At 71.3% G+C, this 15,135-nt stretch carries 15 protein-coding genes; 5 read left to right on the forward strand and 10 right to left on the reverse strand.

What is annotated here, in order from left to right:
• Nucleotide 1: 1 nt before the first annotated feature.
• The 7 genes from ABD987_RS11955 to ABD987_RS11985 all read right to left on the reverse strand — a co-directional run bounded on the left by ABD987_RS11955 (nt 2) and on the right by ABD987_RS11985 (nt 6,980).
• On the reverse strand, nt 2-922 hold the full coding sequence (locus tag ABD987_RS11955) for a carbohydrate ABC transporter permease (RefSeq protein ID WP_345390663.1): 921 nt from the start codon (nt 920-922) through the stop codon (nt 2-4).
• An 8-nt stretch (nt 923-930) separates the two neighbouring features.
• Nucleotides 931-1,884, reverse strand: a complete 954-nt coding sequence (locus tag ABD987_RS11960; RefSeq protein ID WP_345390666.1) for a carbohydrate ABC transporter permease — start codon at nt 1,882-1,884, stop codon at nt 931-933.
• Nucleotides 1,884-3,308, reverse strand: coding sequence for an ABC transporter substrate-binding protein (locus ABD987_RS11965; protein ID WP_345390669.1), 1,425 nt, complete (start codon nt 3,306-3,308; stop codon nt 1,884-1,886). Before ABD987_RS11965 ends, ABD987_RS11960 begins: the two co-directional genes overlap by 1 nt.
• A gap of 114 nt (nt 3,309-3,422) precedes the next feature.
• Complete coding sequence (locus ABD987_RS11970; RefSeq protein ID WP_345390672.1) at nt 3,423-4,277, reverse strand: class II fructose-bisphosphate aldolase; 855 nt, start codon at nt 4,275-4,277, stop codon at nt 3,423-3,425.
• A 13-nt stretch (nt 4,278-4,290) separates the two neighbouring features.
• Nucleotides 4,291-5,181 (reverse strand): 1-phosphofructokinase family hexose kinase, encoded by an 891-nt coding sequence (locus ABD987_RS11975; protein ID WP_345390675.1) that lies wholly within the window; start codon nt 5,179-5,181, stop codon nt 4,291-4,293.
• Nucleotides 5,178-6,095, reverse strand: a complete 918-nt coding sequence (locus tag ABD987_RS11980; protein WP_345390678.1) for an ROK family protein — start codon at nt 6,093-6,095, stop codon at nt 5,178-5,180. Before ABD987_RS11980 ends, ABD987_RS11975 begins: the two co-directional genes overlap by 4 nt.
• A 3-nt stretch (nt 6,096-6,098) precedes the next feature.
• Nucleotides 6,099-6,980 carry an SIS domain-containing protein gene (locus ABD987_RS11985; protein WP_345390681.1) on the reverse strand — a complete coding sequence of 294 codons (882 nt, stop codon included), beginning with the start codon at nt 6,978-6,980 and terminating at the stop codon, nt 6,099-6,101.
• 826 nt (nt 6,981-7,806) lie between these two features.
• Here ABD987_RS11985 and ABD987_RS11990 point away from each other — a divergent pair.
• A complete protein-coding gene (locus ABD987_RS11990; RefSeq protein WP_345390684.1) occupies nt 7,807-8,967 on the forward strand; it encodes a lytic transglycosylase domain-containing protein in 1,161 nt (386 codons plus the stop codon).
• 1 nt (nt 8,968) lies between these two features.
• On the opposite strand, the gene ABD987_RS11995 is transcribed toward ABD987_RS11990, so the two are convergent.
• A complete protein-coding gene (locus ABD987_RS11995) occupies nt 8,969-9,739 on the reverse strand; it encodes a TetR/AcrR family transcriptional regulator (protein WP_345390687.1) in 771 nt (256 codons plus the stop codon).
• Nucleotides 9,740-9,858: 119 nt separating this feature from the next.
• On the opposite strand from ABD987_RS11995, the gene ABD987_RS12000 reads away from it, so the two are divergent.
• The gene (locus ABD987_RS12000; protein WP_345390690.1) at nt 9,859-10,269 is read left to right on the forward strand and encodes a DnaJ family domain-containing protein; all 411 of its coding nucleotides are present in this window, start codon (nt 9,859-9,861) and stop codon (nt 10,267-10,269) included.
• Here the strand turns inward: ABD987_RS12000 and ABD987_RS12005 are convergent.
• Nucleotides 10,266-11,051 carry a carbon-nitrogen hydrolase family protein gene (locus tag ABD987_RS12005; RefSeq protein ID WP_345390693.1) on the reverse strand — a complete coding sequence of 262 codons (786 nt, stop codon included), beginning with the start codon at nt 11,049-11,051 and terminating at the stop codon, nt 10,266-10,268. The genes ABD987_RS12000 and ABD987_RS12005 overlap by 4 nt on opposite strands.
• A 29-nt stretch (nt 11,052-11,080) precedes the next feature.
• On the opposite strand from ABD987_RS12005, the gene ABD987_RS12010 reads away from it, so the two are divergent.
• Nucleotides 11,081-11,713, forward strand: a complete 633-nt coding sequence (locus ABD987_RS12010; RefSeq protein WP_345390696.1) for a GntR family transcriptional regulator — start codon at nt 11,081-11,083, stop codon at nt 11,711-11,713.
• Between the two features lie 5 nt (nt 11,714-11,718).
• Here the strand turns inward: ABD987_RS12010 and ABD987_RS12015 are convergent, their stop codons facing one another.
• A complete protein-coding gene (locus ABD987_RS12015) occupies nt 11,719-13,041 on the reverse strand; it encodes an MFS transporter (RefSeq protein WP_345390699.1) in 1,323 nt (440 codons plus the stop codon).
• Between the two features lie 88 nt (nt 13,042-13,129).
• On the opposite strand from ABD987_RS12015, the gene ABD987_RS12020 reads away from it, so the two are divergent.
• A complete protein-coding gene (locus tag ABD987_RS12020) occupies nt 13,130-13,858 on the forward strand; it encodes a DUF2848 domain-containing protein (RefSeq protein WP_345390702.1) in 729 nt (242 codons plus the stop codon).
• Nucleotides 13,859-13,926: 68 nt separating this feature from the next.
• Complete coding sequence (locus ABD987_RS12025; protein ID WP_345390705.1) at nt 13,927-15,057, forward strand: metallophosphoesterase; 1,131 nt, start codon at nt 13,927-13,929, stop codon at nt 15,055-15,057.
• Nucleotides 15,058-15,135: the final 78 nt, after the last annotated feature.

The raw sequence follows: 15,135 nt of genomic DNA on the forward strand, positions 1-15,135 counted from the left end.
CTTACTTTCCGGCGCCGAGCGTGAGGCCGGTGATGATCCGGCGGGCGAGCAGGAGGTAGAGCACGAGCATCGGGAGCACCACGATCGCGACCCCGGCGATCAGGCCGCCGTACTCGGACTGGTAGCTCGCCGCGCCGTAGAAGGTGAACAGCGCGCGGGACAACGTGAAGTGCGCCTGGTCCTTGAGGAACACGATGGCGAGCAGCGTCTCGTTCCACAGCCCGATGGCGTTGAGGATCAGCGCGGTGATCAGCCCGCCCCGCGCCAGCGGGAGCATCACCGAGAAGAACGTCCTGGTCGGCGAGGCGCCGTCGATCGCGGCCGCCTCCTCCAGTTCGTCCGGCAGTGACCGGAAGAACCCGGTCAGCAGGAACACGGTGAACGGGATCGACAACGCCACGTACAGCACGAACAGCCCGTACTGGTTGTCGAAGTGGATCTTGGACAGCACCACGAACAGCGGGATGATCACGGTCTGGAACGGCACCCCCATGCCGATCGCGACGAAGTTCGTCATCCCGCCCGAACCCCGCACGCCGAGCCGGGTCAGCGCGTAGGCGGCCGGGGCGGACACCGCGACCGTCGCCACGGTCGCCAGCCCGACGAGCACGACCGTGGTCAGCACCGCGTCGCCGAACCCGGCGTTGTTCCAGGCATAGACGAAGTTGCGGAACGGCTTACCGGCGTGGAACCACTGGTACGGCAGGTCGAACGGCTTGGTGAAGATCTCGACCGGTGTCTTGAACGACGCCGAGATCAGCCAGTACAGCACCAGCAGGTTCCCGGCGGTGAACAGCCACACGATCACCGAGCCGAGAATCCTCAGTGGACTCAACCGCCGGGATCCCGGCGCGGGCTTGGGTTTCCTCGGCGCTTTGCGCACCGGCTTCGGCGTCGCCGACGGGGCGGCAGCAGCGGACACGGTCGCTCCTAGAACTGGATCGCGTCACGGCGCATGAGGCGGCGCAACAGCACGACGAGGACGGACACCAGCGCGATCATCGCGACCGCGCAGGCACACGCGGCACCGAAGTCCGGCGTCGCGTTCGAGCCGAAGGTCCGGTCGAACACGTAGATCCCCAGCGTCCACGCCTGGTTCGGCGGGGCGTAGGTACCCGGGCCGGCGAGCACGAAGACCAGCTCGAAGATCTTGAGCGCGTTGATGGTCCACAGCACACCGGCGACACCGACGACGTCCCAGGTCATCGGCAGCGTGATGTTCCGGAACTTCTGCCACGGCGACGCGCCCGCGATGTCCGCGTCCTCGTAGAGGTAGGGCGGGATGCGGTCCACCGCGGCCATCAGGATCGTGATGTAGAACCCCGAACTCGCCCAGATCAGCGACGCGGTCACCACACCGGTCACATTGGACGGTGCGAGGAACTTCGCCGCGTCCGCGCCGAGGTGCTCCAGCACGAAGTTCGCCAGCCCCTGCTTGCCGGGCTGGTACTTGAACACGAACCCGAGGAACATGCCGAGCGCGACCGGGGCGACGATGTTCGGGAAGAACAGGATCGCCCGGACGATCTTCCCGCCCCGCATGTCCCGCAGCACCATGGTGAACAGGAACGCCAGCGCGAACGTGCCGATCCCGCCGAGGAAGACGTAGACGAGCGTGTTCCGGAAGGCGTACTGGAACGAGTCGCTCTCCCACATCTGGACGTAGTTCGTGACACCGTTGGGTTTCGGGGTGTCCCCCGCCCCGGCCCAGCTGGTGAAGCTGAGCACCGCCGTCGCGACGGTCGGCAGCACCAGGAAGGCCAGGTACAGCACCAGAGCCGGGCCGAAGAACGGCCAGAACAGCCTGCGCTTACGGGAAAGATGCGCGCCCCTGGTGGCGCGGGCCCCCTCGGCCCGCACCACCTTCTCCGCGACAGCGGTCATCAGCCCTGGCTCTTCCAGAACTCGGCGCCCTTGGTGGCGAGCTGGTCGATGAACTGCTGCGGCGTCAGCTGTCCCTTGAGCAGCGCGATGTCGGCCGGGTCGAACACCTCGGTCTGCCACTTGCCGCCCGCGAGGCTGTCGATTCCGTCGTACTGGAGGACGTGCTCCTTCTTCTCGTCGTCGAGCGCGGCCTTGGCCTGCTTGAGGTCGTCGGGCACGGCGAGGTCGGTGCGCGGCACCAGGTTGTCCGCGACGGCGGGGATGCCGGAAAGGATGTCCTTGTTGAGGAAGTAGGCGATGAACGCCTTCGCGGCCTCGGGGTGCTTGGCCTTCTTGGTCACCGCGAACCCGATCGGGATCTGCTCGACCGTGTCGTGCGTGGCACCCGGCGGCATCGGGAACTGGAAGGAACCGTACTCCAGCTTCGTGCCCGCGCCCTGCTTGTCGAGGTACTCGCGGGTCTCGCTCGGCGCCCAGGTGCCCATGTAGAGGAACCGCGCGTCGCCGTCGGCCCAGCGCTGCTGCACCTGCGGGAACTTCGCCGCGTCCCAGCCGTCGATGAGGTACTTCGGCAGCTTGGCGGTTTCCGTGGCGGCCTTGAGGAAACCGGGATCGCTCTTCCACGCCTGCCCGGTCCGGTCCGCGGCGGCCTTCGCCAGCCCGCCCGCGCCGACGTAGCGTTCGGCGAACTGGGTGAAGAAGTACATGTTGTAGAACGGGATGTCGCCGTCCTGCGCGATCGGGGCCTTGCCCTCGCCCTTCGCCTTGTCGAACAGCCCGTACAGCTCATCGACGGTCTTCGGGGCGGCGAGGTCCTTCGCCTGTCCCTTGTTGTACCACCAGGCGTTCGAGAGCATCTCGTACGGCACCAGGAAGGAGTTGCCCGCCTTGTCCTTGTTTTGCGGGAAGTCGTAGGAGGTGCGGGTGAGCACGTCCTTGACCTTCTTGTCGCCCTCGCCGACCTTCATGTCGAAGACGTCGTCGACGCTCTGCGTGCCACCCGCCGACACGATCGCGGCACTGACCTTGCTGACGTCCTGGTCGAACAGGTCCGGCACGTTGTCGGTGTTCAGCGCCGGGGCGATGTTCTGGGTGTAGGCCTTGCGCCCCAGCCACTGCACGTTGACCTTGACGCCGGTCTTCTCGGTGAAGCACTTGACGGCCTTCTGCAGCACCTTGCCCTGCGGCTCGTCGGCGGTCCACATCGCCCAGTAGGTGAACTCCTTGTCCGTCTGCGGTTTCGTGCCCGCCTCCGGACAGGGCGCGGTGAGGTACTGGTCGACGCCGGGGAGCGCGTTGGCCCCGCCACCACCGCCCGCGTCGCCGCCACCGCACCCGGCCAGCGCCATGGTGAGCGCGGCGCCGGCTGCCAACGGCAGTGCCTTCCCGGTTACCTTCCCGGACCTGTCCCGTGCCACCCGCATGGCCACCACCCGATCAGAGAGTCAGCTATCGCGCACTTCTTGCGCGTTAGCGCGCAGTTTTGTTTGGTTTCACGCAGCTGTCAACAACTTGCCCCAGGAAAGACTGCGCAATCGTCATTTCGCGACCTCCCCGTGACCCGGCGCGAGCACACCCAGCAACCGTTCGACCTCACCCGCCACCGCGTCCCGCGCCGCGCCCAGGTACTTACGGGGATCGACCCGCTCCGGATGGTCACGCCAGTACGCCACCGCCGCGCCGGTGAACACCTTGTTGAGCTGCGTGGCGATGTTGATCTTGCTCATCCCGGCCCGCGCCGCGGCCGCGAGACCGTCGTCCGGCACACCGGACGAACCGTGCAGCACCAGCGGCACCGGCACCCGCTCCCGCAGGCGGGCGATCAGGTCGAGATCCAGCGCGGCGTCCCTGGTCAGCATCGCGTGCGAGCTGCCGACGGCGACCGCGAGCGCGTCCACCCCGGTGACCGCGACGAACTCCGCGGCCTCGTCCGGATCCGTCCGCGCGCCGGGCGCGTGCACCCCGTCCTTGCCACCGACCTCGCCCAGCTCGGCCTCCACCCAGACGCCGTGGTCGTGGCAGTACGCCGCGATCTCCCTTGTCGCCGCGAGATTGTCCCGATAGTCCATTGTGGACGCGTCGAACATGACCGAGCCGAAACCCAGCGCGACGGCCTCCCGGACCAGTTCCGGCGACTCGGCGTGGTCGAGGTGCACCGCGACGCCGAGGTCGGCGGCCCGCGCGGCGGCGAGCATGGCGCCACCGATCGGCGCGAGCGCGCCGTGGTAGCGGACCGCGTTCTGGCTCAGCTGCAGGATCACCGGCGTCGCGGCCCGGCGCGCGCCCTCGATGATCGCGGTGACGTGCTCCAGCTGGATCACGTTGAAGGCGCCGCGGCCGCGGCGTTCCTTCGCGGCGGGGCCGACGATCTCCCCGGCGGATACCAGTGGCATGGAACTCCTTAACTCAGTGGGCACGCACCACCACGGCGCCGAGTTCACGCCGGTAGTGCGCGAGGTCGAGGTCCCCGGCCAGCGGCCCGAGGACGGCGGCGCCGGACAGCGCGACGGCACGGCGCAGCGTTTCGGGCCACGGCTCCCCGCGGGCGAGCCCGAGCGCGAGCCCGGCCACGGCCGCGTCCCCCGCGCCGGTCGCGTTGCCGGTCAACGTTTTCGACGGCCTCGCCTGCCAGGCACCGTCTTCGGTGACCGCGAGCAACCCGTCCGGGCCCAGTGAGACGACGACGGTTTCGGCGCCGCCACGCCGAAGTTCGGTGGCCGCTTCGACCGGATCGGCGCGGCCGGTGACCTCGCGGAGTTCGGCGAGGTTGGGCTTGACCACGCTCGGCCGCCCGGCCAGCCCGGCGAGCAGCGCGGCACCGGAGGTGTCGAGGATGGTCGGGACGCCGGCGCCGAGGAGTCCGGCGTGGCCCGCGGCCCCCGGCGGCAGGCTGCCGGAGCAGACGAGCACGTCCGGGACATGGCGCCGCACAGTGTCCACAAAGGACGTCCACTCGGCGGCGGTCACCTCCGGGCCCGGCTCGTTGAACAACGTGACCGTTTCCTCCACTGTGGACAGTACGGTCGTGGTCCGCCGGGTCTCGCCGCCGATTGGGACGAGGTCGGCCGGGATCCCGGCCTCGGCGAGCTCGGCCCGGAAAGCGTCTCCCGTCGCGCCGCCCGCCGTGGCCACCGCGTGGACGTCCTCGCCGAGCGCGCGCAGCACCCGCGCGACGTTGACGCCCTTGCCCCCGGCCCTGGCCCGGACCTGTCGGACACGGTGCACGGAATCCGGCCGCAGGGCGTCCACTGTGTACGTCACGTCGAGCGCGCTGTTGGGTGTCACGGTGAGGATCACGGCGCCACTCCCGCGAGGTCGGCCGCGAGCAGGCCCGCGCCGAGGCAGCCCGCCTCGTCACCCAGCCGCGCGCGGCGGAGTTCGGGCATCCGCTGGAAGGTGAGCCGCTCGGCGACCCGGCGGCGGACACGCGCGGCCAGCCCGTCCCCCGCGCCGAACAGGCCGCCGCCGAGGACCACGACCTCCGGCGCGAGCAGGGTGACCAGCTGACGCAGGCCGTCGCCGAGCGCCGCGACCGCGTCGTCCAGCACCGCCGCCGCGTCCGGGTCGCCGGACCCGGCCGCCGTCAGCACTTCCCGCGCGCCCTCGGCGGGACGGCCCGAGCGTGCGGTGTACCGCCGCGCCAGCGCGGCCGCGGAGGCGATGGCTTCGAGACAGCCGACGGCACCGCACCCGCAGGTCAGGTCGTGGCCGACGTCGAGATGTCCGAGTTCCCCGGCGTGCCCGCCCGCGCGGTACGGGCGGCCGTCGAGGAGCAGCGCGGCGGCGATCCCGGTGCCGACCGGCACGAACGCCACGTCGGCGAACCCGCGCGCGGCGCCGAGCCGGTGTTCGGCGAGCCCGCCCGCGGTGACGTCGTGCCCGAACGCGACCGGCAGGTCGATCCGCTCGGCGAGCAACGCGGGCAGCGGGGCGTCGCGCCAGCCGAGGTTCGCCGAAAACCGCGCGATCCCGGCACGTTCGTCGACGACGCCGGGGACCACGACCCCGGCCGCGGCGAGCGGCCCCGCCGACTCCGCCAGCTCGCCGATCAGCTTCCCGGCCTGATCGGCGAGCACGCGGGCCGGATCCTCGCCGCGTTCGGTCGGCCGCCGCAGGCCCGCGACCCGCCGCAGCCCGCCCGGCACCGGTTCGTACACCGCCGCCTTCACGCTGGTACCGCCGACGTCGAGGGCCGCGACCAGTGCCGACATGGGTCAGGTGAGCACGACGGAGCGGGTGAGGCTCCGGGGGTTGTCCGGATCGAGGCCCCTGCGCCGGGCGATCTCCCCCGCGACGAGCTGCGCGCGGACGAGGTCGGCGAGCGGGTCGAGGCCGCTGCACTCGAACCGGCCGCCCGCGCGGGCGACGTCCTCGGCCAGCCCCTCGGGCGCCTGACCGAACATCCAGGTCACGCGTCCCGGTTCGCTGATGCTGATGGGCCCGTGGCGGTACTCCCACGCGGGGTAGGACTCGGTCCAGAACAGGCAGGCCTCGCGGAACTTCAGCGCCGCCTCGTTGGCGATGCCGACCGACCAGCCGGTGCCGAGGAAACTGAACTGGCCCGCCGAGGCCAGCGCGTCCTCCACCGGCCGCGCGAGCACCTGCTCGGCCTGCGCGATCACCGGGGCGAGATCCTCGCCGAGGTGCGTGCGCAGCACGGCCAGCGCGGTGGTCGCGAACCTGGTCTGGACCACTGAGCGCTCGTCGGCGGCCGACAGGTCCACCACCTCGTCCACCGACGCGGCGATCTCGGCGGGGACACCGGTGACGGCGGTGGTCGGGAGCGTGCCGCGCAGCTTCGCGAGCAGCCCGAGGACCTCGGTCGTGGTCCCGGACCTCGACAGCGCGATGACGTGGTCGTACTTCCGGCCGATCGGGAACTCCGACGCCGCGAACGCGTCGGTTTCGCCGAGCCCGGCACTTTCGCGCAGGACCGCGTAGGCCTGGCCGATGAACCACGACGTCCCGCAGCCGACGACCGCCACCCGGGCACCCGCGGCGGGCAGCTTTTCGGCGAAGTCCGAGGTCAGCGCGGTGGCCGCACGCCAGCGCGCGGGCTGGCTCGCGATCTCCTCCGCCATGAAGGTTCCGGTCATGAACTCCCCATCCGCCGGTCGAGTGCGCAACAAGCACCACCGTAGTTGCAGCTTTGTGCATAGTCAATCGCGGTTTTGCGCAGCTTTCGTCAAAGTCTATGCAGGTTTGCGCGCGGACCTGATGAGGATGGCAGAGCCACGCCGGGAGCGGTCCCGAACGGGCCGTTCGGGACGTGCGCGAACGGCCCTGTCGCGACGGCGGACGCACCGAGGGACGCCTTCAGTGCACCCAGCGCACCGAGGGACGCCTTCGATGCATCCAACGCACCGAAGGCGTCCCTCGGCACAGCGCGCCCCCACCGCTCCCAGGCCCGTCGCGAACGGACCGTTCGCGACCTTGGAGCCGAGCCCCCATGTCCCGAAAGCGCCGTACGCGACGTTCAACGTCCCCAACGCGTCGTTCGCGACACGGATCGCGCCCACATGTCCCCGAACGGGCCGTTCGGGGACACGCGCGACCGGCGCCGTCACGACGGCGGAAGCGCCCAGCCGCGTCACCGGGCCGACACGTGCCGATCATCTCGGGTTCGTCGCGGGCTGCCGCACAGGTCACCCGGACGGCGGTGCGCGCCCGTAGAGTGGCCCCGTCGACGCGACACCGCGCCGACATGTCCACTATGGACAAAGCTGGGGAAACCGAGGTACGTGAAGCCCGCGTGAAGATGACAAGTTTGCGACGTTGGGTTTATGCCAGACGGACGAACTTCGCCGAAATCACCGGATTTCGCTTGGCAAAACGCCAGAGTTTGCTTTGATCGGATAGCTTTCCCATACCCACCGGTAACCCGGTGGAGCCGACGGACATTCGAGGGAACGAGGTGTGGGCATGCCGAAGCACCGGCCACGGAGGCGAGCGCGTTCGGTCCGGCAGCGGACCGCCGCGGCACTGGCGGGCGGCGCGCTGGCCGTGCTGCCGACGGTCACCGCCAGCGGCCTGATCTCCCCGGTCGCGCACACCACGCCCGACGCGCAGAAGGCCCCCGCCCAGGCCGCGCCCGCCCGCGTACCGGACGTCGTCATGCCGCCCGTCGCGGTCGACGGCAGCCTGCCGCAGCCCCCGGTGCCCGAGCCGCTCGCCGCGCCCGGCACGCGCGTCGGCTCCGGGTCGGCCGGGGTGTCCGGACCGCTCGGGATCCCGGCCAGCATGCTCCGGGCCTACCAGAACGCGGCCGACATCATGGCGCGGGAACAGCCGAACTGCCACGTCGACTGGGCGCTGCTCGCGAGCATCGGCCGCATCGAGTCCAACCACGCGCGCGGCGGCTACGTCGACGCCAAGGGCAACACGCTCGAACGCATCCTCGGCCCCGCCCTCAACGGCACCAGCGGGTTCGCCGCGATCCCGGCCGTGGACGGCGGCAGGCTCACCGGCGACCCGGTGTGGGACCACGCGGTCGGCGCGATGCAGTTCATCACCGGCACCTGGAAGCAGTACGCCTCCGACGGCAACGGCGACGGCGTCTCCGACCCCAACAACGTCTACGACGCGACGCTCGCCGCCGGCCGCTACCTGTGCTCGGGCAACCTGGACCTCTCCTCGGACGAGGCCCAGCGGGTCGCCGTGCGCCGGTACAACAACTCGCAGTCCTATGTGGACACCGTGATGGCGTGGGCCGCCGCCTACCGCGGCGGCGTGGCCAAGCTGCCCGACAGCGAGGTGCCGATCGGCGCCCCGCCGAGCCGGCCCGCCGAGGGCGCGCCCGGCGCCGTGCCGCCACCCCCGCCCCCGCCGGGCACCCCGGCGCCGGGCATCCCGGGCGGTCCCGGCGCGGAGACCCCGGGCAGCACCCTCCCGCCCACCGGGACCCCGACGACCTCCACCACGCCGACCACTTCGACGCCTCCGAGCACCCCGCCGACGACTCCCCCGAGCACCACGACGAGCAGCCCGGCGCCCACGACGAGCAGCAGCAGCACGCCGGCCGCCCCGTCGTCGAGCAGCAGCAGCACGACGCCGAGCAGCAGCACCACCACGACGGGGAAGTGAGTCAGGCGACGAGTTCCCCGATGCCGTCGAGCAGGCGGTTCAGGCCGAAGTCGTAGGCCTGGGCCGCCTGTTCGGCCGCGCTCAACTCGAAGCCGCCCCTGCTCCACACGCTCGCCATCGTCGGGTGACGGCCGACGTCGAAGTACTTGCCCCAGAACACCGAGCGCTGGTCCCACCAGGCGTCGGCGGACTGCCCGGTGACCTGTTCCAGATGCGAGCTTTCCGCCTCCAGCGCGGCGTTCGCGTCGACGTAGGTGGCCAGCCCGCCCACCGCGGCCACCACCTGCGCCGGTTCGAGACCGAGACCGTCCAAAATGGACAGCAGATACTCCTGTCCTGCCAGGTGCCCCGGCCCGAGCGCGGGCCGGACCCGGGAAACCTCGCGCAGCCACGGATGCCGCCGGTAGGCCGCGCGCGTGCGGTCGGAGTACAGCAGCACCTGGTCGCGCCAGTCCGCGGGCCGCTCGTCGCCCGGCCCCGGCAGGCGGCGTTCGGACAGCACCTGGTCGACCATGAGGTCCAGCAGTTCCGCCTTGCCGGGCACGTAGGTGTAGAGCGTCATCGTCCCGGCGCCGAGTTCCTTGGCCACCCGGTGCATCGACGCCGCGGCGAGGCCCTCGGCGTCCGCCACCTCGATCGCGACCTCGATGATCCGCCCGACGTCCAGCCGGGGACGGCGCCCGCGCGCCGGCTCGGGGTGGGGTCCGCGAAGGCGCCACAACAGGGCCAGCGCCCGGTCGATGTCCGCCGCGCCGTCGTGCTCGACCGTCATGTGTGCTGGCTCCTCACGCCGGTCGCCGTCGTCCCGGGGATCGTACGCGACCGGTCCCTTTTCGTACGTTATACGGCCACCGGCCGGTATCCTGAAGGCCGGGACGGGAGGAGACGGGGATGACGAAGCGGAAGCCGGTGGGGGCGTCGTTCGGCACTTGGGTCGACAAGCAGATCACCATCGCCGAGCAGCGCGGCGACTTCGACAACCTGCCCGGCGCGGGCAAACCCCTGCCGAAGGGCACCGGCAGGGACGCCGCGACGGAGTGGATGCTGCGGCAGGTGCGGGACAGGAACCTCGACACCTCCGACATGCTCCCGCCGTCGCTGGCGCTGCCGAAGGAGATCCAGGAACTCCCGGCGAAACTCGCCAAGGAGCGCAACGAACAGCGCGTCCGCGAGATCGTCGAGGACCTCAACGCGCGGATCCTCAAGGCCTACCGGGAACCGCAGCTCGGACCTCCCCTCGCCGTCGCACTGCTCGACGTCGACGAGGAGATCGCGAGCTGGCGGCAAAACCGGGAGGGTTAGCCCAGGATCGGGACGCGCTGGCGCACGGCACGGACGGTCTCGACATCGACGTCCGCGACGAGCAGGCCGGGGGTGCCGCCCAGCCGGGCGTGCACCCCGCCCAGCGGATCGGCGAGCACGGACCGGCCGACGCCGAGCGGATCGGTGCCCGACGGCGGTGTCCACGCCTGGTCGCAGGCGAGCAGCCAGGCCTGCGCGTCATGGGCCCTGGCCCGGGTGAGCAGGTCCCACTGCTCCTCCTTGCCCGGCCCCGCGCCCCACGACGCCGGGACGACGACCAGTTCGGCGCCAGCGCGGCCGAGCGCGGTGAAGTGATCGGCGAAACGCAGGTCGTAACAGGTCGCGAAGCCGATCCGGACGCCGCGCAGTTCCACCTGGACCAGCTCGGCACCGGGGGCGACGGTGTCCGACTCGCGCGAGCCGAAGGCGTCGTAGAGATGGATCTTGCGGTACGCCGATTCGACGCCGCGGCCGGTGATCAGCAGGGTGTTGTGCACGCGGCCGTCCGGGGCGGGCTCGAACATCCCGGCCACCACGAGGACGTCGTGCTTCGCGGCGGCCTTGCGGACGCCGGTCGCCCACGGGCCGTCGAGCGGCTGTGCCACGGTCCTCGGGTCCGCCGCGAAGCTCGCCAGCGCCGCTTCCGGCAGCACGACCAGATCCGCGCCGCGCCCGGCGGCCCGCTCGACGGCGTCCTCGACCACCGCGAGGTTCGCCAGCGGATCGGTGCTCCCGGCGATCTGGGCGGCGGCGATCCGCACGGTGGCGGGGTTTCCGGTCATCGAGGCCTCCTAGCCTGTATACATGTGGTATGCGATCTGATGGGGGTTCCGGCAGGGATCGGGCGTATCAGTACCTGCGTTCGACCGTACTGACCGACCCGGCGGTTTCCGGCACGTTCATCAACGAGCAGGCGGTGGCCACGAGCGTCGGCGTTTCCCGCACCCCGGTGCGGGAGGCGCTGCTGATGCTCGCCGCGGAGGACCTCGTGCAGCTGGTCCCGCACCGCGGCGCGTTCGTCACCCCGTTGCCGGGACGGCAGATCGCCGAGCTGATGCAGGCCCGCGCCGTGATCGAGTGCTGGGCCGCGAGCACCTCGCTGGCCGGGGGACGCGCCCCGGCCGCGGCGATGGCGGCGGTGATCGAGCGGCAGCGCGAGGTCGCCGACGACGCGCGCGCCTTCATCGACCTGGACAGCGAATTCCACGCGCTGCTCGTCGACGCCGCGGGCAACAGCGTGCTCGCGAGGCTGTACGAGACCCTGCGTGCCCGGCACGTGCTGCTCGGCGTCGTCGCGCTCGAACGCAGCGAGGACCGGCGCCGGGAGGTCCTCGCCGAGCACCAGGAAATCGTCGACGCGCTCGCCGCAGGCGACGCCGCCGGGGCCGAGGCGGCGATCCGGCGCCACCTCGACACCACCGGCAACGTCCTGATGCAGGGCTGACCGGATCACTTCACCGCCATCGCGCCGGGATCGACCGCCTCGTCGACGTCGTCGACCACCGCGCGGCCGAGGCCGAGCCCGACGAGCGTCACCACGCACGCCACCACGATGTAGGCGCCGATCACGTAGCCCGTGCCGGTTTCGGCGAGCAGCCAGGTGAACGCCAGCGGGGCGATCGCGCCGCCGATGACCCCGGCGAGCGTGTAGCCCAGCGAGCTGCCGGTGTAGCGCAGGCGCGCGTGGAACTGCTCGGCGACGAACGCCGCCTGCGGGCCGTACATGAGCGAGTGGAAGAACAGCCCGACGATCACGCCGATGAGCAGGGACACCATCCCGCCCTGGGCGAGCGCGAAGAACAGCACGCTCCACACCGCCCCGCCGACGGCGCCGATCGCGTACACCCTGCGGCGGCCGTAGGCGTCGGAAAGCCAGCCGGCCAACGGAATCAGCACGATCTGGAGCGCGGAGCCGACGAGCACCGCGGTGACCGCCTCGCCACGGCTCATGTGCAGCGTCTTGGTGGCGTAGGTCAGCACGAACACGGCGAACAACGCGTACAGCACGTCGGGGCCGACCCGGGAGAGCACCGCCGCGGTCAGCGCGCGGGGCTGGGTGCGGAAGACCTCGCGGACCGGCGCGGCCGGGCGCTCGCCCCGTTCGGACAGCTCGCGGAACACCGGGGTCTCTTCGAGACTGGCGCGGATCCAGAGCCCGAACCCGACCAGCACGGCCGAGAGCAGGAACGCGATCCGCCAGCCCCAGCCGAGGAACTGGGCCGGGGTCAGCACGCCGGCGAGGATCGCGAGCACGCCGTTGGCCAGCAGCGTGCCCAGCGGCGGGCCGACCTGGGCGGCCGAAGCCCAGAACCCGCGCTGTGACTGGGCGCTGAACTCACTACTGAGCAGCACGGCGCCGCCCCACTCACCGCCGACGCCGACGCCCTGGGCGAAGCGCAGCAGCACGAGCAGCGTGGGCGCGAGCGCGCCCGCCGAGGCGTGCGTCGGCAACAGGCCGATGCCGAACGTCGCGATCCCGATCAGCAGCAGCGTCGCGACCAGCACCTTCTTGCGGCCGATGACATCGCCGAGCCTGCCGAAGACGATGCCGCCGAGCGGCCGGGAGATGTAGCCGACGGCGTAGGTGCCGAAGGCCTGCAAGGTGCCGGTCAACGGGTCGCCGCTGGGAAAGAACAGGTCGCCGAAGACCAGCGCGGCGGCCGAGCTGTAGACGGCGAAGTCGTACCACTCGAGCGACGTACCGGACAGGCTCGCCGCGAAGGCTTTGTACAGGCTGCGACGCTCCGCGCGCGGCTGTGGGGATTGAGACATGGAACCGAACCTCCTTGGCGACTGCCCCATACTTGCTGTATACAACGTGTCTACGCAAGTCTTCACTCCGAATTACTGGAGGCAGCCCGTGACCGAAACCCAAATCAGCACTCCAAAGGCCGCCGAGCGACGGAATCCGGTGCGGTTCACCGTCCCCGGGGGCGCGGTGCGCGAGATCGACGTGCGCTACGCGCTGAACGCCGGGTACGCCGGCCGCGACACCGCGCAGGTCCAGCACCACGTCGACGAGCTCGCCGCGCTGGGTGTCCCGGCGCCGACCCGGGTGCCGACGCTGTACCCGCTGTCGGCGAACCTGGTCAGCCAGACGGGGAACGTGCAGGTGCCGCACGCCAAGACCTCGGGCGAGGCCGAGTGGGCGCTCGTCGTCGGGGATGACGCCGACGACCTGCTGCTCACCGTGGCCTGCGACCACACCGACCGGGCGCTGGAGGTGCACGGCGTGGCGTGGAGCAAGCAGTCCGCGCCGGACCTGCTCGGCGACTTCGCCTGGCCGCTGGCCGACATCGCCGGCGAGCTCGACGCGTTCGCCCTCCGGGCCTGGGTCCGGCACGGCGACGAGGAGCGGCTCGTCCAGGACGGCACGCTCGCGCAGCTGCTCCCGCCCGCGTACTGGGTGGACCGGCTGCGTGCGCACGGGCTGCTGCGGCCGGGCACCGTGGTGCTGAGCGGCACCATCCCGATGATCGAGGGCGTCGACCAGTTCGCCGACGGCTGGCGCGTCGAGCTGACCGATCCGCGCGGGACCACCAGCCGCGTCACCTACGCCGTGGAGAAGCTGCCCGAGGCCTGGGACTGACCCGGACGGCCCACTCCGCTTTTCGACTACGCTGGGTATATCCGGTTCGGTGGAAAGCAGGCAGCGAGATGGGTCGTTCTCTCCGGGTGGTCGTGCCGATCCTGGCGCCACTGCTGTTGTTCGGCGTGCCGTGGCTCTCGCTGGTGCTCGCCCCGGACTGGCCGGCCGCCGGGTTCGTCACCGGCACCGTCGTCTTCGCGGCGGCGCTGCTCGCGCTGCCCGCGCTGATGGTCCTCGGACACGGCCCGCGCCAGTCCGACGCGGCCGCCCGCACCGGTGACGCCCTGCTCGGCGTCGTCTGGGTGCTGTTCACCTGGAGCGTGCTCGGCCAGCTGGTGCGGCTCGTGCTCGTGCTGTCCGGTGTGGACGATCCGGCCGGGCCCGTCGCCGTGACGACCGCGGTCGTCGCCGCGGCCCTGCTCGTCACGGGCAACCGCGCGGCGATGCGGGTCCCGCCGGTCAGGGAAGTCGACGTCGTCGTCCCGCGCATCGGGCCGGGCATCGACGGGCTGAAGATCGCGGTCGTCACCGACACGCACTTCGGCCCGCTGGACCGGACGAAGTGGTCGGAACGGGTCGTCGCCGCGGTCAACGGCCTCGGCGCCGACGTGGTGTGTCACGCCGGTGACCTCGCCGACGGTTCGGTGGCACGGCGGCGCAAGCAGGTCGACCCGCTCGCCGGTGTCCACGCCGCGCTCGGCCGGTTCTACATCACCGGCAACCACGAGTACTTCGGCGAGGCACAGGCCTGGCTCGACCACATGGCCGGGCTCGGCTGGGACACCCTGCACAACCGGAGCACGCTGGTCGAACGCGGCGGCGACCGGATCGTGTTCGCCGGGATCGACGATCCGACCGGGGCCGGATCCGGCCTGCCCGGCCACGGACCGGACCTGCCCGCCGCGCTCGACGGCGTCCCGTCCGAGGTGCCGGTCGTGCTGCTCGCCCACCAGCCGAAGCAGGTGACCGAAGCCGCCGAAGCCGGGATCGACCTGCAGATCTCCGGGCACACCCACGGCGGCCAGATCTGGCCGTTCCACCTGCTCGTCCGCCTCGACCAGCCGACACTGGGCGGGTTGAGCCGTCACGGCGAGCGGACCCAGCTCTACAACAGCCGGGGCACCGGCTTCTGGGGCCCGCCGTTCCGCGTCTTCGCGCCCAGTGAGATCACCCTCCTCACCCTGCGCCGTAGCGTCTGACCTGCGCTTTCACCTTCCCGCGACCACTCATGTGCCACCGACAAATTTTTTTGTCTTGACAATTCAAAGCTCCGGTGC

The organism is Amycolatopsis samaneae, assembly GCF_039541975.1.
Classification (GTDB): Bacteria; Actinomycetota; Actinomycetes; order Mycobacteriales; family Pseudonocardiaceae; genus Amycolatopsis; species Amycolatopsis samaneae.